Genomic DNA, 18,549 nt, shown 5'->3' with positions numbered 1-18,549 from the left:
GGGCACGGAGAACGTGTGCATCACCTCGGGGAACCGGAACCACTGGACCCGGCCGCCCGGACCCGTTCCCCTCACCGGTCCGCCCGGTCATCGAGGACTGACGCGCCACGCCTGCGGACACACGGGGACCGGGACCGAGGCGGGACCGGGCGGAGGCGGAACAGGTCCGTGGTCGCGGGACCGGCGCGTGGACGCGGGACCGGCGCGTGGACGTGGGACGCGTCCGTCGCCGCAGGTCAGGCGGCGAGGCCGTTCTCGCCGTGGCCCTCGGCCCTCGGCTCCGGAACGCCCAGGTTCTCCGCCCGCAGCGCGGCGCCGGCCGGGGCGTGCTTCGACCGTACGACCCACCCGAAGGGGCGCGAGGCCGCGATCGCCGACACCAGCGGGGTGAGCAGCGCGAGGGCGAGCGGCGCGAGCAGCAGGGCCACCGCCGTGCCGAGCGCGAACCCGCCGATGACGTCGGTCGGGTAGTGCACGCCCATGTAGACGCGACAGAAGCCCGCGACGACCGCGAGGCCGAGAGCGGCGAGCCCGAATCTACGGTGCGCCACGAAGAGCCCGGCGGCGATCGCCATGGCCAGCGTCGAGTGGTCGCTCACGAACGAGTAGTCCGTCTTTCCCTCGACGAGGACCTCGAGGCCCGCATGGTCGAGGAACGGACGGGGTCGCTCCACGAAGCCCCGGATGGGAATGTTGATCAACAGCGCGATCCCGGCCGCGAGCGGGGCCCAGATCAGTCCGGCGACCGCGGACACCGACTCCTCCGGGGTGCCGCGCCGGCGCACGCTCCACCAGCACCAGAGCACCACCAGCACCATGGCGAACATGGTCCCGTACTCGCCGACGAACTCCATGATGCGGTCGAACCAGGTGGGCGCGCCCTTGGCGAGGCCGTTGATGTCGTAGAGCAGGCCTACATCCGGGTTCAGCCCGTCTGCTGCGAGTCCAGCCATCTGCCACGGCCCCTTGCCTTGTGCTTGCCGGCGCACCTGCCTGTGCGCCGCTCATCAACCCCCGTGGTGGTGCGGTGTCTGCTGCATGGTCAGTGCGGCCTGTTCTGCACAGGGAACGACGTGATCGGTGGCCACGTTCCCCTCTCCACCGAACGAACACGATCACGTTATCGAAGGGTGACACTCCCCCAGAGCTTCGCATGGGAGGTAACCCCGTCGCAGCTCAGAGCCCTGCGGCGAGAGTCGCTTTCCGGCCACTCTCCCTCCGGCAACTCACGCTTCCGGAGCCTTCGGCAGGTCCGTCGGCAGTGCCCGCGCGCCGTCCTCGGTCACCCGGGTCGCGCCGAAGTAGTCGGGCGTGTCGATCTTGTCGAACCGGATCACGGCGCCCGTGTACGGGGCGTTGATCATGTACCCGCCGCCGACGTACAGCCCGACGTGCCGGATGGCGCGGGAGTTGGTCAGATCGTCGGAGAAGAAGACCAGATCGCCCGGCAGCAGCTCGTCACGGGACGGGTGCGGCCCCGCGTTGTACTGATCGTTCGCCACCCGCGGCAGCTCGATCCCCACCGTGCGGTAGGCCGCCTGCGTCAGTCCGGAGCAGTCGAACCGCCCGTCCTGCTCGGGCGTCCCGTTCCCGCCCCACAGATACTTGGTGCCCAGCTTCTGCTGCGCGAAGTAGATGGCCCCGGCCGCCTGCCGCGACGGCTCGACCCGCCCCACCGGCTTGGCGAAGCTCTTCGCGAGCGTCCGGATGACCTTCACGTAGTTCTGCGTCTCGCGGTACGGAGGAACACCGCCGTACTTGATGACCGCATACGCGCCCGCGTTGTACGCGGCAAGCATGTTGTCGGTCGGATCACCCGGCGCCTTGCGAACATATCCAGCCAGTTCACAGTCGTACGAAGCCGCCGACGGAATCGCGTCGGCCGGGTCCCACACGTCCCGGTCGCCGTCCTTGTCCCCGTCGATGCCGTGCGTCGCCCAGGTGCCCGGGATGAACTGCGCGATGCCCTGCGCCGCGGCATGACTCTGCGCCCTCGGGTTCCAGCCGCTCTCCTGGTACAGCTGGGCGGCGAGCAGCGCGGGGTTGATGGCCGGACAGAGGTTCCCCCATGTCTGCACCAGCGACTGGTACTTCGCGGGCACGGCCCCCTTCGCCAGCCCCACGGCCCCGCTCTTCCCGTTCCCGCCGAGAAGCCCGGCGGCGGCGGAGTACGTCCCCACGACGAGCAGCGCGACGAAGCACAGACAGAACCCGACCGAGAGCCCAGCGACCAGCCACGCCTTACGCACCGTCAACCGCCTCTCGACGCCTGGTAGTCCACCCGAACGTCAGTGTAGGCGGCGGCCCTCCTCCCGTGGAGGCGCTCACCGGGAGCGGACCCGCGCGCCGCCGGGCCGCCCCCGCGCCCCCGGCCTCAGGCCTTGCGGGCCACTCCGCCGTACATCGCCACTTCCGCCGGGGCCGACTGGTTCTTCTCGTCGGCCCGCCAGCGGTTGCACGAGACGACGCCCGGCTCCAGCAGCTCCAGCCCGTCGAAGTAGCGCCGCACCTGCTCCGGCGTCCGCTGGGTGAGCCGGGGAGTGCCGTGCTCGTTCCAGAAGGCGACCGCCGCGTCCACGTCCGGCATCGTCGGGCTGGTGATCGTGTGCGACAGCGCGAGATGGCTCCCGGACGGCAGCGCGTCCATGAGCCGTCGCACCACGGCGTACGACTCCTCGTCGTCCTCGACGAAGATGACGACGCCGAGCAGCATCAGCGCGACCGGCTCGGAGAAGTCGAGCGTCTGCGCCGCCTGCTCCAGGATCGCGTCGGTGTCTCGCAGGTCCGCGTCCAGATAGTCCGTCCGGCCCTCGAGCGTGCCGGTGAGCAGCGCCCGCGCGTGGACGAGGACCAACGGATCGTTGTCCACGTACACGATGCGGGCGTCGGGCCGGATGCGCTGCGCCACCTCGTGAGTGTTGTCCGCGCTCGGCAGTCCGGTACCGATGTCGAGGAACTGCCGAATGCCCGCCTCGGTAGCCATATGGCGCACGGCCCGGCCGAGGAATCGCCGGTCGGCGAGCGCGTAGTCGCCGATGCCGGGGTGCAGCGCCCGGATCTGGTCGCCGGCCTCCTGGTCGACCGGGTAGTTGTCCTTGCCGCCGGTCCAGTAGTTCCAGATCCGGGCGGTGTGCGGGCGGGTGGTGTCGATCCGGTCATGGATCTGCGCATGGTCAGTCACGGTCGGAACCGTAGTCAACTCCTCCGCCCAGCAACAGGGTTCAGCCCTCGGCTCAGCCTGCCGCCTTCGGCTCGTACGGGGTGGTCCGGACGACCGTGGGCGCGTTCCGCCTCGTCGCGGCCCTGATGGCACAGGTCGTACGCGCCACCCCGCGTCCCGCCCAGCCTGTTCAATCGGCCCGTCCGGCCTCCCCGTACACGGGAAGCGCCCCCGTGGCGAGGTCGAACACCGACGGCTCGGGAAGCGGGACGGCCTCGCCGTACGTGCCGGGCAGCGTGTGCCGGTAGCGGGCCCCGTCGGGTGCGGTGTGCAGAGCCCAGGTGCCGTGGCGGGGATCGACGACCAGGAGGGCGGGCACGTAGGCGACCGCGTACCAGTCGGGCTTACTGCCGAGCGCCCGTGCCTTCTCCTGCCGGGGCACGACCTCGACGGCGAGTGCGACGTCCCGCGTGCGTACGGTCCGGTCGGCGGCGTCCACGCCGTCGCCCAGGGCGACGACGTCCGGCACGGCGAAGTCGTCGAGGTCCATCGGCATCCGTACGGACGGGGCTTCGACGACGGTGGCGTACGGGGCGATCCCGGTGACCAGGTGCCGTACGACGGCCGCACGGGTCGCGCAGTCGGTGCGCGACAGCACGAGGCTGCCGGCGAGGATCTCCACGCGTAAGTCCGTGGCCCGGGAGATCAGGCGCGCCACGTCGCGCGGGCTGCGCGGCAGGACGCGTCCGAGCAGGCCGCGCCGCGTCAACGGGCACCGCCCAGCTCGACCCAGAGCAGCTTGCCCTGCGGCAGCCGCGTCGCGCCCCACGCGTCCGCGCACACGGCGACGAGGCAGAGCCCGCGCCCGCCCGGCGCCTCCGGCCCGGGTCGGCGCGGCAGTCCCTCGAAGGGCGGCGGCACATCGGGGTTCGAGTCCCACACCCCGAGCCGCAGCCGCCCCCGTTCGGGCGCGCGCAGCCGGAGGCCGTACGGGCCTTCGGTGTGCACGAGCGCGTTGGTCACGAGCTCGGAGGCGAGCAACTCCGCGGTCTCCGCGAGACCGGCGAGGTGGTGGGCGTGGAGGACCGCCCGCAGAATGTGCCGGGCGATGCCGGGCGCCCGGGGATCCTGCGGCAGTTGAAGGGCGTAGGTCCAGGGCGGGGCTACGGTGGTCATGGAAGTCCCCTCGTCGGAGGTCGCGTTGAGGCTGCGGTGGTGGTTGCCCGGTGACCAGGTCGCTCCGTCGAGCGGGGTTCTTCCAGGCGGGTGGCCTGAGAGACACCGTAGGGTGCTTCATGGAATGCATTCCATGAAATCCACCGAATCAATTCCAGTTGCCCTCGTGTGGGTGACACTGTCCGGGAGAGTTGATGACGCCGAGCTCCACTCCAACCGCCCGCCGTCAGCGGCTCGGTGCCGAGCTCCGCAAGCTGCGCGAGCGGGCGGGCCTCACCGCGACGCAGGCCGCCGCCCTGCTGGGCGGCAACCAAGCGCGGATCAGCAACATCGAAGCCGGCCGTTACGGCGTCAGCGCTGCACGGGTACGTACCTTGACCTGCCTCTACGAGTGCTCGAACGCCGACCTGACAGAGGCCCTCGCGGCCATGACCGGGGACCGTAGACGCGGCTGGTGGGAGGAGTACCGCGAGATCCTCTCCAGCGGACTACTGGACCTGGCCGAACTTGAGCACCACGGACAGCGGTTGCGCACCGCGCACACCTCCGGCATCCCCGGCCTCCTCCAGACCCGGGAACACACCCTTGAGGTCATGCGCCAGGTGGTGCCTTCCCTGCCGCCGCCGGACGTGGAACACCGCCTGTCGTTCCGCATGAAGCGTCAGACGGTGCTCTTCCGGGAGGACGCCGCGCCATACCAGGCGATCATCCACGAGGCCGCCCTGCGGATGAGATTCGGCGGACCTTCCGTGGCCGGTCGTCAACTCCAGCACCTCTTGGACATGGGGCAACATGCCCACATCACGATCCTGGTCCTCCCCTTCGAGGCAGGCGCGTTCCCGGGTTCCGGCCAGCCGCTCTACTACGTACACGGCCCGGTGCCGCAGTTGGACACGGTCCAACTGGACCAGGCGCACGGGATCGTCCTCCTGGACGCAGAGGCGCAGCTCGACAAGTACCGCCAGGTCTTCGCACGGCTGGAGAGCCTCGCACTGGGCGCGGCCGCCTCCGCGAACCTCATCCACACCATCGCCAAGAGCCTGTGAAGGGACCGGATGTGCTTGTAGACAGCTGGCAGAAGTCGTCGTACTGCGGCGAAGGCGAGTCCTGCGTACACGTCGCCGCCGAAAGCGGCTCGGTCAGCGTGACCGAGAGCAGCGATCCGGACGGGCTCATACTCCGCACCACCCCCGCCGCCTTCGCGGCCCTGACCCACGCGCTCAAGACCGGCACCCCGAGCCCGGACATAGCCGTCACCCGCACCCCCGACGGGGTCCGCGTCGGCGGGGTCGTCACGACGACGCCCGAGAAGTGGGACGCGTTCGTGCTCGGCGTACGAGCCGGCGAGTTCGACCACTTCGGCCGCCAGCCACGCGTCCCGGCCTGACCACGCCCGCAGGCGCGGCGTGGGGCCGATTGGCCGGGGCTCATGCCTCGCTGGTCACCGTCAGGGCCACGGTCACAAAAGGGGTGAATCGCCCCCATGTTCAAGTTGCCAGCGGTTAGGGCCACTTCGACGCCCGATTCGCGCTGCAAGGGTGTCCGTAACCGCTCACAACTTCGGCAAGCCGCCCCCGACCTCCCTGGCCACGCCCCCACTCCAACGGACAGGGACCAGCGGGGCATGAGCCTGCGCCGAACGGTTACCGCTCGCCGCCGAGCCGGCGCCCGGCCGCCCCGCACCACCACCGCGCCCCGCAGGGCCCACCGGCCCGCAGGCCGGGAACCGGCCCCGGCCACGACCCCACCTCGGGACCCCTCCCCCCGGCCGCCCTCCCAAGAGCGTCACCAGCGGGGACGGGGCGGGAGTCCAGGGTGGAGCGAAGCGCAATCGCCGCAGGCGACGCGAGGGAGGAACGACCGAGCGCCCTGGACGCCCGACACGGCCCCGCGCACCATCAAGACCAAGAGGGCGGCCCTGCACCAACCGGACAACCGGGCCGCGCCCCGGAGCCGTACCCCCGAAACTGGTCTGGACCTCTGTCCGCTACTCTGTGTCACACAGCCCAGAAGGCTGAAGTCGACCCCCAGCCCCATCCCCTTCCGTTGACCACGGCAGGGGCCGGCAACACAGCACCACAGGAGCACCACGTGAAGAACGCTGCGAGCGTGACGGACACAGCCGACACGAAGGACGCACGCAACGGGGAGAAGCCGGGCCGCCGCAAGGGTGACTCCGGCGGCATGATCGCAACGCTGACCTTTGTCGTACTGCTCGCCGTCGCCCTGGGCCTCCTCGGCTACATGGTGGTCAGCGGCTGACCCGACAGGGCCAGGCAGAAGAACCAAGGCGGTGCGGGTCCGGTCTCGGACCCGCACCGCCTTCGTCGTACCCCCACACGCCCACCCAGGACGAACCACCCCAAAGGTGGAACAACGACAGTCGTTGCCCGAGGTCACCCTCCGTGATACACAGAGTGACCATGCAGACAGTCGCACCGACCCGAACCGCGCCGCCGCAGGTCAGGGCGGCTGGTTCGGTCATACGTGCGGAGATCGGGTAAAGAGACCCTCCAAGTCGGCATACGCGGGCGGTTTCATCAGCGAAGATAGAACCAAGGGCCTGTGCCGAGGGGCGCGGGCGGCTAACAACCCAACAGGGGCGGTGAGTTACATGATCCTGGCAGCGGAAAAGGGCGACATCACCACCATCATCGGCGGAATCGCCCCGAACTGGGGGCCGTTCGGAAGCCTGGGCAACGAGGCTCGGGTGATGATCGAGGTCGTGATGGCCATTGCCATCCTCCTCTGCCTCGGCATCGCGATCTGGGGAGCGGCCAAGCAGCGCATCGGCGCGACGGCGCTGCGCGACACGTTCAGTGCCGAACAGGGCAAGGGCCTGATCGTCGCCGGCCTGACCGGCGTCTTCATCATCGGGTCGCTGGGGACCTTGTTCACCATCGTCTACGGGATGGCTGTCTAAGCGTCCGTCAGTCCTCCGGGCTCGCCCCGGGCCCACCCTTCGAGGTTGCGTCTCCCTGATGTCGAGTCACCACAGCATGTCCGCGCGGCAAGCAGTACGTCCACCACTGGTTGAGGGGGCCTGGGCGACATGAGCCTCGGCGACGATCACGGCTACGGCGGCGAGCCGGGCGGCCGTACGAGCGAGGGCTTCGGCGGCTCGGGCCAGACCCGTACCCGTCTCCCGGGCAGCGGCGACGCGGACATCTACGGAGGCGCGCGCCGCCCGGCGCGCAGTGGCTCCCGCTCACTCATCACCGTGGTGGGCGTGGTGGTGCTGCTGATCGCGGCGATCGCCTTCGCCAACCGGGGTGGCGGAGGCGACGACGACGCGCCGGGCAGCGCGAAGGAGCCGGCGGCCCAGCCGACGGCTCCTTCGGGCGTCCGCCCGGTCAAGGGCGACACCGGCGGCATCCCGACGGGGTACGCGCAGGACCAGCAGGGGGCGCAGAGCGCAGCCGCGAATTACGCGGTGGCGCTCGTCTCGGCGGAAATCCTCAAGCCCGACCGGCGAAGCGACATCGTGCGGCAACTGTTCGTCGCGGACAAGGTCCAGGAACTCGAAGGCAAGCTCGATCGAGCCTACGACAAGACGTTCCTGGACAAGCTCGGTCTCGACGCGAACGGCAACGCCGCTCCCGGCATGACCTATGTGTCGCGCACCGCGCCCGTCGGAACCAAGGTCACCAAGTACGCCGGCACCAGCGCAACCGTCGAAGTGTGGTGCACAGGCGTGTTCGGTACCGCGGGGGTCAGCTCCACGAACCCGGTGACCAACGATTGGTTCACCATGACTCTGGAGCTGCGGTGGGCCGACACGGACTGGAAGGTCGCAAGCTTCTCCCAGAAGGACGGCCCCGCACCGGTGAACGCTGACCGTACAGCGTCCAGCGCCGACGAAATCGCCAAGGCAGTCGAGCAGTACGGAGGGTTCACCTATGCCCGGTAGCCCGCGCCGCGCATTCACTGTCGCCTCGGCGCTTGCCGCTGTGCAGGCAGCGGTGTTCGTGGGAGCGACGAGAGCCTTTGCCGAACCGACGCCCACTCCGTCCGACGAGGACAAGTGCGACCTCATCGTCGGCCCCGCCCGCGACTACTGCGAAGACGGCGAAGGCGCCTCCACCCCCGGCCGGTCGGGCCTCGACGCCGACCCCGGGGCCGCGCTCGATCCGCTGTCGTCGCTCGCGCGCGGCTGCGCCGATGCCGCGTCGTGGACGATCGGGAAGTTGTCCGAGGCCGTCGAGTCGACGGCCACCGTCGACTTCACGAACCTGACGTTCCTCGCGCACTACGCCATCGTCTTCGCCGCCGCCTCCATCCTCACGCTGCTCCTGTGGCTGCTGGCCGTCGCCAAGCGGGCCGTCCGGGGCGTGCCGCTCATGACCGCGGTCTCGGAGGCCGTCGGGTTCCTCTGGCTCAGCGTGCTCGCGTCCGCCTTCACGCCCCTGATCCTCTTCACGCTGGTGTCCGTCACCGACAGCGTCACCGAGGTCATCGCGGGCGGTACGGCGCAGCAGACGGACATGTTCTTCGGGAACTTCTCCAAGGCGCTCGCCAAGGGCGACGACATCGGCGGCGGGCCGATCATGCTGATCGTCGTCTCGCTGGTCACGATCCTCGCCGCCGGCGTGCTCTACCTCGAGCTGTTCATCCGCGCGGTGCTCCTCTACGTCGGCGCGCTGCTCGGCGTCGTCGTGTACGCGGGCCTCGTCGACAAGAACATGTGGGGCCACGTCCGCCGCTGGGCCGGGATCATGATCGCGATCATCCTGGTCAAGCCGGTGATCGTGATCGTGCTGGGCCTCGCGGGCGCGCTGTCCGCCGACGACGGGCCGGACTCCTTCTCCGCCGTCGTGTCGGGACTGGCGATCATCCTGCTCGCCATCTTCGCGTCCGCGATGATCTACCGCTTCGTCCCCGGTTTCGGCGACGAGATCGCCTCCTCCCGCAACAACCGCATCCAGAACGGCGCCGAGAACAAGGCGGCGGCCGTCATCAGCTCCCCCGCGGCGCTCGTGTCCCAGGGCATCAAGACCCACAGCACCCGCGGCAACCAGAACACCGGCGACGGCGGCGGCAGCAGCCCCCGCCCCGCCAACCCCGCCTCCGGCGGCATGGCGGCCCACGGCAGCCGTGGGTCGGACGGGGCGGCGGGCGCGGCGCCCGCGCCCCGTAACAGCAGTCCGACCAGCGGGACCCCGCACGGCAATCGCAACAGCACAGGAGGTGGCCGGCGTTGACGACCCAGTCCCATCCGATCACGCCCCGCCGCACGTACCTCATCGGCCGGGCCCGGCCGAACGCGGTCATCGGCAAGAACCGTGAGACCGGCGAGATCGCGCTGATCATCGCCGGCGCGTTCCTCGGCATGATGAGCGGGCTGCTGGTCCCCGTCCTGTCACTGCGCATCGTGCTGCTGATGGGCTTCCCGATGCTGGCGCTCGCCGCCGTCTACGTCCCGTACCAGCAGCGCACCTTCTACAAATGGTTCGAAATCAACCGCAGCTACAAGCGGTCCCTGCGCAACGGCGGCACCCTCTACCGTTCGGGCGCCGTCGAGGCGGGTACCCGGCTCGACGGCCGGGAGGTCGAGGTCGGGCCGCCGCCGGGGATCGGGCGCATCAACTGGCTCGCCGCGCCGTTCGGCCCCGACGAGATCGCCGTGCTGCTGCACGCCGACCGCCGGACCGTGACCGCCGCGATCGAGATCGAGGGCCCCGGCGTGGGCCTGCGGGACAGCGAGGACCAGGAGGCCCTGGTCGACCGTTTCGGCACGCTCCTGAAGCATGTAGCCAACGGCGACGGCTTCGTGACGCGGATTCAGATGCTGGCCCGTACGCTGCCCGCCGACCCGGACGCCCACGCCAAGGACGTCGCCCAGCGCGGCGACCGGACGGCCCCCGGCTGGCTCAAGGAGTCGTACGACCAGCTCCAGTCCATGGTGTCGACCTCCAGCGAGCAGCACCGCGCCTACCTGGTGGCGTGCATGCACTACTCGCGCGAACTGGCCGCGGAGGCGCACACCATGGCCCGCGCCGCCAAGGCGGCGTCCGGGGCGCGACGGCTCGACAAGGACGCCGGTCTCGCCGTCGTCATGGCCCGTGAACTCACCGACATCTGCGCCCGGCTGGCGGAGGCGGACATCCGGGTGCGGCAGCCGCTCGGCCAGTCCCGCCTCGCGTCGCTCCTGCACTCCATGTACGACCCGGACCACCCCATCGACCACATCCAGGCGATGACGAAGCGGAACGCCTGGCCGGCCGAGCTGGACGCCGTCGAGCCGACCTATCTCCAGGCGAAGACACGCGAGTCGTCGACCCGGGCTCCCTGGTGCCACTCGACCGCGTGGGTCAAGGAGTGGCCGATGACGCCCGTCGGCGTCAACTTCCTCGCCCCGCTGCTGGTCCACACCCCGGACGTGATCCGCACGGTCGCGGTCACCATGGACCTCGAGCCGACCGAGGTCGCCATCGAGCGGATGCTGACCGAGAAGACCAACGACGAGGCGGACGCCAGCCGCGCCGCCAAGATGAACCGGACCATCGACCCGCGCGACATCGCCGCGCACGGCCGGCTCGACCAGCGGGGTGAAGATCTCGCGAGCGGTGCGGCGGGGGTCAACCTCGTCGGGTACATCACTGTGTCGTCGCGCTCCCCCGAGGCCCTGGCCAGGGACAAGCGCACGATCAGGGCCTCCGCCGGCAAGTCGTACCTGAAGCTGGAGTGGTGCGACCGCGAGCACCACAGGGCCTTTGTGAACACCCTGCCGTTCGCGACCGGCATCCGCCGATAGGGGCCCGTGTGATGCGAGATCCGCTGTCCGTCCTCACGGATGCCTTCACCTCCTTCCTCTTCGGGAAGGTGGAGACCACCCGTCAGCCCGTCCGTACGTCGACGGGCCAGGCCCAGGCCGTCTACCTGCCGACCGCCGCGCCCGGCCTCGGCGACTCGGGTGTGATCATCGGCCGCGAGGTCTACAGCGGCAAGGGCTACATCTACGACCCCTTCCAGCTGTACGGTCAGCAGCTCCCCGCTCCCCACTGGCTCGTCCTCGGCGAGTCCGGCAACGGCAAGTCCGCCCTCGAGAAGACATACGTGCTCCGGCAGTTGCGCTTCCGCGACCGCCAGGTCGTGGTGCTCGACGCCCAGGGCGAGGACGGCGCCGGCGAGTGGAACCTCATCGCGCAGGAGCTGGGGATCACCCCCATCCGCCTCGACCCGATGACCGCCCTCGACGGCGGCATCCGCCTCAACCCGCTCGACCCGTCGATCACCACGACCGGCCAACTGGCGCTGCTCCGCACGATCATCGAGGTCGCCATGGGGCACGGCCTCGACGAGCGGGCCGGCTTCGCGCTCAAGGTGGCGCACGCGTACGTCAACACGAGCATCACCGACCGGCAGCCGGTCCTCACCGACATCGTGGAGCAGCTCCGGCACCCGAAGCCGGAGTCCGCGGAGGCCATGAACGTCGACATAGACGACGTCCGCGCCTGGGGCCTCGACGTGGCGCTGGTCCTGGACCGGCTCGTCGACGGCGACCTGCGCGGCATGTTCGACGGACCGACCACCGTCGGCATCGACCTCGACGCGCCGCTGATCGTCTTCGACCTGTCGCACATCGACCGCAACTCCATCGCGATGCCCATCCTGATGGCGATCGTCGGCGTCTGGCTGGAGCACACCTGGATCCGCCCCGACCGCAAGAAGCGCATCTTCCTGGTGGAGGAGGCGTGGCACATCATCAACAGCCCGTTCGTCGCCCAGCTCTTCCAGCGGCTGCTCAAGTTCGGGCGGCGGCTCGGCCTGTCGTTCGTGGCGGTGGTCCACCACCTGAGCGACGTGGTCGACGGGGCGGCGGCGAAAGAAGCAGCGGCGATCCTCAAGATGGCCTCGACGCGCACGATCTACGCCCAGAAGGCCGACGAGGCACGGGCCACCGGAAAGGTGCTGGGGCTGCCACGCTGGGCCGTGGAGATCATCCCGACGCTGACGCCCGGTATCGCCGTGTGGGACGTCAACGGAAACGTCCAGGTGGTCAAGCACCTGATCACCGAGGCGGAACGGCCCCTGGTCTTCACCGACCGCGCCATGACGGAGTCCTCGGTCCCCGCGGTACCGGAGCACGTTCAGGCCGCGGAGTGGGAGGCGGAACAGCGCGCGCGGCTCATCGAGCAGCAGCAGCTCGGCGAGTCGTCAGAGTCGACGGTGGCGTGAGATGTACGAGGGCGGCCGTGAGGGCCAGGCGCGGCGTGCGGGAGGCGTGCCCGACGGTCTGCTGGTCGGGCTGCTGGCCTTCCTCCTCGGCCTGACGCTGCTCGTCTGGTCGGCGACGGGCCTCGCCGGTCTGTTCACGCACGGCTCCTGGCCCTCCGGGGTCACCTTCACCAACACCCCGGCGGCCGTACGCTCACTCGCCGGCGCCCCGCAGGACCTGGCCGCCGCCTGGCCCGCCACGCCGCCGGGCGAGCTCTCCGGGTACGGGCTGTTCTGGGGGCTGCTCATCGGGCAGCTCATGGTGCTGATCGTGCTGACGGTGTTCACGCTGGGCACGGTGGCGCGCTGGCGCGCGGTACGGGCGGCGGCGCGTGCCGAGGCGCGTGGCCCGGGACGCGCCGAGGCGCGTGAGCCCCGGCGCGTACGGAGCCCGGAGCGCGCGCCGGAGCCGCCCGTACAGGAGGTGGCCGTACCGGAGGCCCCCGTACAGCCGGTACCGCAGCCCGCGCCCGCCCCCGTTGCGGACGCGGCCCTTGAGACGCCGCCCCTCGCCCCGCCGCCCGCCGTCCCGGCGCCCCGTGCCCGAACCCCCCGTGTCCTGTACGCCGATCCCGCCGGCCGGCGGCCCACCGCCGTGCAGGCGCTCTTCGACGCCGAGGGCCCGGCGCTCGTCGTGACCTCCGACCCCGCCGTGTGGGCCGAGACCAAGGACGCGCGGGCCAAGCTCGGGCCCGTACTGGTCTACGACCCGGGGCACCTGTGCGACACCCCCGCCCGGCTGCACTGGTCCCCCACGGCCCACTGCGAGGACGACCGTACGGCCGCCGCCCGCGCCGGCGCGCTTCTCGCGCCCGTACGCCCCCGGGCGCTCATCGACGCCGCCGTGGCGGACACCGCGGAAACACTCATGCGCTGCTGGCTGCACGCCGCGGCCGTGGACGGACGCCCGTTCCGCCAGGTCCACCGCTGGGCGCAGGGCAGCGGCGCCCACGAGCCCGTACGCATCCTCCGCACCCACCCGAAGGCCGCCGGCGGGCTCGCGGGGTTGCTCGAGTCGGCGCTCACCGCCCATCCGGAACGGCGCGAGATCGCCCAGGAGTTGACCGCACGCGCGCTGTCGGCGCTCTCCTCCGTCCACATCCGCGAGGCGTGCACCGCGAATCGAACGGATCTGCTCGCCCTGGAATCATTCGTGAACGAAGCGGGCACGCTTTATGTCGTGGGTGAACCGATCGAAGATCCACGCACCCACCCCGGCGCGATGCCGCTCCTCACGGCACTCGCCGCAGACGTGGTCGAGCACGGCCGCCGCATGGCCGCACGGTCATCCGACGGTCGGCTCGACCCACCAATGACCCTCGTGCTGGACGACGTCGCGGCCGTCGCCCCGTTCCCCGGACTCCCCGAACTGCTGGCCACCGGAGATGTCCTGGGCATGCCGGCGCTCGCCCTGCTCCGCTCCCCCGAACAGGCCCGCGCCCGCTGGACCGCCCCCCTGCCCCAGTCCTGACCTCTGCGTCTCAGGCGTTGAGCGCCCGTCAGTCCTGGGACGGACGCCGGATCTCGTACTCCGACGCCCTCTCGTCGTCCGGCACCGGCGCACTCACGCCGCTCGGTACGAAGCCGACCTTGCGGTAGAGCGCGGCGGCCCTGGCGTTGTCCGAGTGGAACAGCAGCCGCACCCGCTCCACAGGCGGCGAGTCCAGGGCCCACGACCACTCCAGCGCCCCACGGAACAGCGCCTCCGCCAGCCCGCTGCCCCGCGCCTCCTGCCGTACGAACACGCCCACCACGTGCGTCTGCTCGACCGGGGCCGGCCTGCCGATCAACGCGCTGCCCTCGTGCTCGACCAGCACACTCGCCGTACCGTCCCACCGGCCGTCCGGCGCCTCGGCCACGAACTGGACGACGTCCACCCCCGCGGCGGCACTCGCCGTGCGCTCCTGCCAGAACGAGTCGGGCCGCTCCAGCGCCTGCTCGTACGACTCGTAGAAGGCTATGGGGGCGAGCGGGTCCTGAAGGGCGTCGAGCCGCAGGTCACGGGCCTTGGCCCACTCCTCGGCACGCACGCGCCGGATGACGTATTCCATCCCCCGATACTGGCGTCGGCCAGCACTCCTGAGCAACGCCATTTTCCCGTCGTACCCCGGTACTACGCCCGCTCCCCGACTGCCGCCCACGGTCGGACGCCCGGCCCCGGCCGCCTCCGTAGCGTCGACGTCATGACCAGGCCACACGGCATCGAAGCCGTCCACCTCACCAAACGCTACGGCGCCAAGACCGTCGTACAGGACCTCACCTTCAGCGTCAGGCCCGGCTCCGTGACGGGCTTCCTGGGACCGAACGGTGCCGGCAAGTCCACCACCATGCGCATGCTCCTCGGCCTCGACGCGCCCACCCGCGGACGCGCCACGATCGGCGGCCGGCCCTACGCGGCCCACCCGGCGCCCCTCACCGAGGTCGGCGCCCTGCTGGAGGCCCGCTCGATCCACCCCGGGCGCACCGCAAGGAACCACCTGCTCGCCCTCGCCCACACCCACGGCATCCCGCGCTCCCGCGTCGACGAGGTCATCGCCCTGACCGGCCTCACCGATGTGGCGGGACGCCGGGTCAAGGGCTTCAGCCTCGGCATGGGCCAGCGTCTCGGCATCGCCGCCGCCCTGCTCGGCGACCCGGCGACCCTCATCCTCGACGAACCCGTCAACGGCCTCGACCCGGAAGGCGTCCTGTGGATCAGGACGCTCCTGAAGTCCCTGGCCGCGGAGGGCCGTACCGTGCTCGTCTCGTCCCACCTCATGAGCGAGATGGCCCTCACCGCCGACCACCTCGTCATCATCGGCCGCGGCCGGCTGCTCGCCGACACGACCGTGGAGGCGTTCGTACGGGACTCCGGCGCGAGCGCCGTGAAGGTGGTCTCGCCGGAAGCGGCCACGCTGGTCACCCTGCTGGACGGCCCGGGCATCGACCTGGAACGGACCGCCCCCGGCGAACTGCTGGTACGCGGCACGGACAGCGAGACCGTCGGCCGCACCGCCGCCGCGCACGGCATCCCGCTGTACGAACTCACCCCGGTCACCGCCTCGCTGGAGCAGGCTTTCATGGACCTCACGCACGACGCGGTCGAGTACCAGACCACCCCCCTCGAAGGAGCTGCGGCATGAACGCGTACGCCCTGACCCCGAAGCGGGTGCTGCGTGCCGAGTGGCACAAGCTGTGGACGCTGCGCTCGACGTGGATCACACTTCTGACGGCCGGCGTCCTGACCCTGGGCATCGGCCTGCTGATGGGCGCCACGTACGAGACGGGCGGCGGCGACGGCGACGTGGACGTCGTCGTACTGACGCTCATCGGCGTCCAGTTCGCGCAGATCGCCTTCGCCGTGCTCGGCATCCTCGTCACCGCCGGCGAGTACTCGACGGGCATGATCCGCGCCTCGATGACCACGGTGCCCCGCAGGCTGCCGGTCCTGTGGTCCAAGGCGGCGGTCTTCGGCGCGGTCACCCTCGCCATCACGCTCCTCACGGCCTTCGTCACCTTCCCGGCGGCGCAGCTCTTCTTCGCCGGCACCGACCAGGAGGCGTCGCTCGGCGATCCTGGCGTGGTCAGGGCCCTGTTGGGCAGCTCGGCCGGGCTCACGCTGCTCGGGCTGATCGCCCTCGGGCTGGGCGCGCTCGTGCGGTCCGTCCCGGGCGCGATCGGGGTGTTCATCGGCGGCGTCATGATCCTGCCGGAGGTGATGGGCATGCTTCCGTACGACATCGCGGCGGACGCCGTGGAGTACTTCCCGGCGAAGGCCCTGGAGTCCCTGATGTCGGCGGAGCCCGTCCCCGGGGCGGCATCGCCGGGCGGAGCGCTGCTGGCCCTGACGCTGTGGGCGGCTGCGACGCTGGCCCTCGCGGGTGCGACGCTCAAGCGCCGGGACGTCTGAGACCGTCGTGTACGAGGATGTGGGGGTGCGCATCGCCCAGCAGCAGAACGACCAGTCGTCGGCCCGCCCCGCGCAGCAGGGCTGGTCGACGGGGGCCCGGCCGCTCACCGGCCGGCTGCACCACCTCACCGAGCGGATACGCTCCCTCGATCGCCGCCGCCCGCTGCTGTGGGACCTGCATCTCACCGGCATGGTCGCGTTCGCCGCACTGGTGGACGCGGCGGGCGGCTGGCGAAACGTCGCCTTCAACGACGAGGTGCCGCTCTGGCTCGTCGTTCTGATGAGCCTGGGCTTCTCGGTCCCGCTGCTGTGGCGGCGCGGTCACCCGCTCGCCGTGCTGCTGGTGATGCTGCCGTTCTCACTGGTAAACGCCGCGAGCGGGGCACATCTCCAGGCGTCGTTCCTGCAGATGATCGCCGTCTACAACATCGCGCTGCGGCTGCCGCTGCGGACCCTGGTGTGGTCGTTCGGCACGGTGCTCGTGCCGCTGGCGGTAGGGGCCACGGTCTACCCGGTGGGCAGCTGGGACCAGCAGTTCGTGCCGATGCTCTACAGCTTCGCCCTGGTCGCGCTGTCGGGACTGGTGGTCCGCTCCCGCAAGGAGTATCTGGCGTCCCTGGTGGAGCGGGCACGGCAGCTCGAGGTGGAACGGGACCAGCAGGCGCAGCTGGCGGCGGCCGCGGAACGGGCCCGTATCGCACGGGAGATGCACGACATCATCGGCCACAACCTGTCCGTCATCACCGGCCTCGCCGACGGCGGCGCCTACGCGGCCGCCGGCTCCCCGGAGCGCGCCGCCCAGGCGCTCGACGCCATCGGCACCACCAGCCGCCAGGCGCTGACGGAACTGCGCCGACTGCTCGACGTACTTCGTGACGAGGCCGAGTCCCGGCCCGTCGCGAAGCTCGCGCCACAGCCCGGCCTGACCGACCTGGACCGGCTGGTCGAGGGGGTCTCGCGAGCAGGACTGCCGGTCGCCCTCACCGTCGGCAAGGCCCCCGAAACCTTGTCGGCGGGCCAGCAGTTGACGGTGTTCCGGGTCGTCCAGGAGGCCCTGACCAACACCATGAAACACGGCGGTCCGGACGCCACGGCCACGGTCGACGTGCGGCACGCGGCCGACGGAGTCACCGTCACGGTCACGGACACCGGCGACGCCCCGTCCAGTTCCGCGGGCGCGGGCCGCGGTCTGACAGGAATGCGGGAACGAACCGCCCTGTACGGCGGCACACTTGAGGCCGGCCCGCTGCGCCGGCCCGGTGGCGGCTGGCGCGTCCGTCTCACTCTCCCGAAGGACATCGACCAGTGACGACCGTGCTCATCGCCGACGACCAGCCCATGCAGCGTTTCGGCTTCCGCATGCTGCTGGAGAGCCAGGACGACATGACGGTGGTCGGCGAGGCGGGGAACGGAACGGAGGCCGTCCGCGCGGCGGGCGAACACCGCCCCGACGTCGTCCTGATGGACATCCGGATGCCCGGCCTCGACGGTATCGAGGCGACTCGCCGCATCGTCGCCTCCGGCGCCCGCACCCGCGTCCTGATCGTGACGACGTTCGACCTCGACGAGTACGCGTACAACGGGCTGCGGGCCGGCGCGAGCGGCTTCCTCGTCAAGGACGCGATGCCGGAGGAGCTCCTCTACGGCATCCGCGCGGTGGCGGCCGGAGACGCGGTCGTCGCACCGAGCCTCACACGCAGACTTCTCGACACCTATGTGCAGCATCTGCCCGAGACGGGGGACGGTGTGGGCCCGACGGCTCCGGACGAGCGTCTGGCGCGGCTGACCGAGCGGGAGCGGGAGATCCTGACGGTCATCGGCCAGGGCTGGACGAACACCGAGATCGCGGCGCGGCTGCATCTCGCCGAATCGACGGTGAAGACGCATGTGAGCCGCATCCTGGCGAAGACGGGCGCGAGGGACCGGGTCCAGGCCGTCATTCTCGCGTACGACACCAGGCTGGTGAATCCGTCGTGAACGGGCCCGGAATCGGTCCGGTCGTGAATGGGTCCGGAACGCAGAAAAGCCCCGCACCAGAGGTGCGGGGCCTTCCCACAATAATTGTTCGGCGGCGTCCTACTCTCCCACAGGGTCCCCCCTGCAGTAC

The 18,549-nt window shown here is 70.8% G+C and carries 19 protein-coding genes; 13 read left to right on the top strand and 6 right to left on the bottom strand.

What is annotated here, in order from left to right; all coding sequences use genetic code 11:
• Positions 1-236: 236 nt before the first annotated feature.
• From ACFYOP_RS05505 to ACFYOP_RS05485, 5 genes are all read right to left on the bottom strand, one after another.
• On the bottom strand, positions 237-953 hold the full coding sequence (locus tag ACFYOP_RS05505) for a phosphatase PAP2 family protein (RefSeq protein ID WP_356898659.1): 717 nt from the start codon (positions 951-953) through the stop codon (positions 237-239).
• Positions 954-1,226: 273 nt separating this feature from the next.
• Complete coding sequence (locus ACFYOP_RS05500) at positions 1,227-2,249, bottom strand: bifunctional lytic transglycosylase/C40 family peptidase (RefSeq protein ID WP_356898658.1); 1,023 nt, start codon at positions 2,247-2,249, stop codon at positions 1,227-1,229.
• A gap of 125 nt (positions 2,250-2,374) precedes the next feature.
• Positions 2,375-3,181 carry an SAM-dependent methyltransferase gene (locus ACFYOP_RS05495; protein ID WP_356898657.1) on the bottom strand — a complete coding sequence of 269 codons (807 nt, stop codon included), beginning with the start codon at positions 3,179-3,181 and terminating at the stop codon, positions 2,375-2,377.
• A 169-nt stretch (positions 3,182-3,350) separates the two neighbouring features.
• Positions 3,351-3,878, bottom strand: a complete 528-nt coding sequence (locus tag ACFYOP_RS05490; protein WP_356898656.1) for a Uma2 family endonuclease — start codon at positions 3,876-3,878, stop codon at positions 3,351-3,353.
• Between the two features lie 47 nt (positions 3,879-3,925).
• On the bottom strand, positions 3,926-4,336 hold the full coding sequence (locus ACFYOP_RS05485; protein WP_356898655.1) for an ATP-binding protein: 411 nt from the start codon (positions 4,334-4,336) through the stop codon (positions 3,926-3,928).
• A gap of 194 nt (positions 4,337-4,530) precedes the next feature.
• Here ACFYOP_RS05485 and ACFYOP_RS05480 point away from each other — a divergent pair, with 194 nt between their 5' ends.
• From ACFYOP_RS05480 to ACFYOP_RS05440, 9 genes are all read left to right on the top strand, one after another.
• Positions 4,531-5,382, top strand: coding sequence for a helix-turn-helix transcriptional regulator (locus ACFYOP_RS05480; RefSeq protein ID WP_356898654.1), 852 nt, complete (start codon positions 4,531-4,533; stop codon positions 5,380-5,382).
• Between the two features lie 11 nt (positions 5,383-5,393).
• Positions 5,394-5,723, top strand: a complete 330-nt coding sequence (locus ACFYOP_RS05475; RefSeq protein ID WP_356898653.1) for a DUF397 domain-containing protein — start codon at positions 5,394-5,396, stop codon at positions 5,721-5,723.
• Positions 5,724-6,445: 722 nt separating this feature from the next.
• Complete coding sequence (locus tag ACFYOP_RS05470) at positions 6,446-6,598, top strand: hypothetical protein (RefSeq protein ID WP_356898652.1); 153 nt, start codon at positions 6,446-6,448, stop codon at positions 6,596-6,598.
• Between the two features lie 352 nt (positions 6,599-6,950).
• On the top strand, positions 6,951-7,259 hold the full coding sequence (locus ACFYOP_RS05465) for a hypothetical protein (RefSeq protein WP_005315450.1): 309 nt from the start codon (positions 6,951-6,953) through the stop codon (positions 7,257-7,259).
• A 129-nt stretch (positions 7,260-7,388) separates the two neighbouring features.
• Complete coding sequence (locus tag ACFYOP_RS05460) at positions 7,389-8,246, top strand: hypothetical protein (RefSeq protein ID WP_356898651.1); 858 nt, start codon at positions 7,389-7,391, stop codon at positions 8,244-8,246.
• Complete coding sequence (locus tag ACFYOP_RS05455) at positions 8,236-9,537, top strand: hypothetical protein (protein WP_356898650.1); 1,302 nt, start codon at positions 8,236-8,238, stop codon at positions 9,535-9,537. The genes ACFYOP_RS05460 and ACFYOP_RS05455 overlap by 11 nt, the downstream gene beginning before the upstream one ends.
• A complete protein-coding gene (locus ACFYOP_RS05450) occupies positions 9,534-11,090 on the top strand; it encodes an SCO6880 family protein (RefSeq protein WP_356898649.1) in 1,557 nt (518 codons plus the stop codon). Before ACFYOP_RS05455 ends, ACFYOP_RS05450 begins: the two co-directional genes overlap by 4 nt.
• Before the next feature lie 11 nt (positions 11,091-11,101).
• Positions 11,102-12,514 carry an ATP-binding protein gene (locus ACFYOP_RS05445; RefSeq protein ID WP_356898648.1) on the top strand — a complete coding sequence of 471 codons (1,413 nt, stop codon included), beginning with the start codon at positions 11,102-11,104 and terminating at the stop codon, positions 12,512-12,514.
• Between the two features lies 1 nt (position 12,515).
• Positions 12,516-14,024, top strand: coding sequence for a type VI secretion protein (locus ACFYOP_RS05440; protein ID WP_356898647.1), 1,509 nt, complete (start codon positions 12,516-12,518; stop codon positions 14,022-14,024).
• A gap of 28 nt (positions 14,025-14,052) precedes the next feature.
• Here ACFYOP_RS05440 and ACFYOP_RS05435 read toward each other — a convergent pair whose 3' ends face one another.
• Positions 14,053-14,604, bottom strand: coding sequence for a GNAT family N-acetyltransferase (locus ACFYOP_RS05435; protein WP_356898646.1), 552 nt, complete (start codon positions 14,602-14,604; stop codon positions 14,053-14,055).
• Positions 14,605-14,736: 132 nt separating this feature from the next.
• On the opposite strand from ACFYOP_RS05435, the gene ACFYOP_RS05430 reads away from it, so the two are divergent.
• The 4 genes from ACFYOP_RS05430 to ACFYOP_RS05415 are packed head-to-tail and all read left to right on the top strand — an operon-like array spanning position 14,737 to position 18,419.
• Positions 14,737-15,675 (top strand): ATP-binding cassette domain-containing protein, encoded by a 939-nt coding sequence (locus ACFYOP_RS05430; RefSeq protein WP_356898645.1) that lies wholly within the window; start codon positions 14,737-14,739, stop codon positions 15,673-15,675.
• Positions 15,672-16,442, top strand: coding sequence for an ABC transporter permease (locus ACFYOP_RS05425; RefSeq protein ID WP_356898644.1), 771 nt, complete (start codon positions 15,672-15,674; stop codon positions 16,440-16,442). The genes ACFYOP_RS05430 and ACFYOP_RS05425 overlap by 4 nt, the downstream gene beginning before the upstream one ends.
• A gap of 25 nt (positions 16,443-16,467) precedes the next feature.
• Positions 16,468-17,751 (top strand): histidine kinase, encoded by a 1,284-nt coding sequence (locus tag ACFYOP_RS05420; protein ID WP_356898643.1) that lies wholly within the window; start codon positions 16,468-16,470, stop codon positions 17,749-17,751.
• A complete protein-coding gene (locus ACFYOP_RS05415) occupies positions 17,748-18,419 on the top strand; it encodes a response regulator transcription factor (protein WP_356898642.1) in 672 nt (223 codons plus the stop codon). The genes ACFYOP_RS05420 and ACFYOP_RS05415 overlap by 4 nt, the downstream gene beginning before the upstream one ends.
• Positions 18,420-18,549 lie beyond the last annotated feature (130 nt).

The organism is Streptomyces sp. NPDC006294 (assembly GCF_042870895.1).
In the GTDB taxonomy this organism is placed as follows: Bacteria; Actinomycetota; Actinomycetes; order Streptomycetales; family Streptomycetaceae; genus Streptomyces.
The sequence above is the reverse complement of the archived record's forward strand: the minus strand, read 5'-3'. Positions and strand labels throughout refer to the sequence as shown.